The following is a 234-nucleotide window of genomic DNA, read 5'->3' as shown; positions in this document are numbered from 1 at the left end:
CACATTGATCGTGCGGATCGTGTAAACACGGTTGGTCAGCTTCTGCTCGCCATCCGGCCAGACAGGTCGTCCGTCCGCGCCCAGATGCGGCCATTGCGGTTTTAACGGCGGCTTTGGCGGCAGGACCAGACGCACATGCAAACCACCGGTCGCGTAGCGTGCCAAATCATCACCACGCAGGCGTATACGGCGCATATGCGGCGTTACATTCCGCACGCCAATCACTGTCATCTC

The 234-nt window shown here is 59.8% G+C and carries 1 protein-coding gene; it reads right to left on the bottom strand.

Features of this window, described 5'->3' with window-relative positions; genetic code table 11:
* On the bottom strand, window positions 1-234 hold a 234-nt coding region (locus HBA93_RS23715; protein ID WP_221724844.1), incomplete at both ends, for a siderophore-interacting protein.

Origin of the sequence: Ochrobactrum sp. SFR4 (assembly GCF_019730395.1) — a bacterium.
In the GTDB taxonomy this organism is placed as follows: Bacteria; Pseudomonadota; Alphaproteobacteria; order Rhizobiales; family Rhizobiaceae; genus Pseudochrobactrum.
The sequence above is the reverse complement of the archived record's forward strand: the minus strand, read 5'-3'. Positions and strand labels throughout refer to the sequence as shown.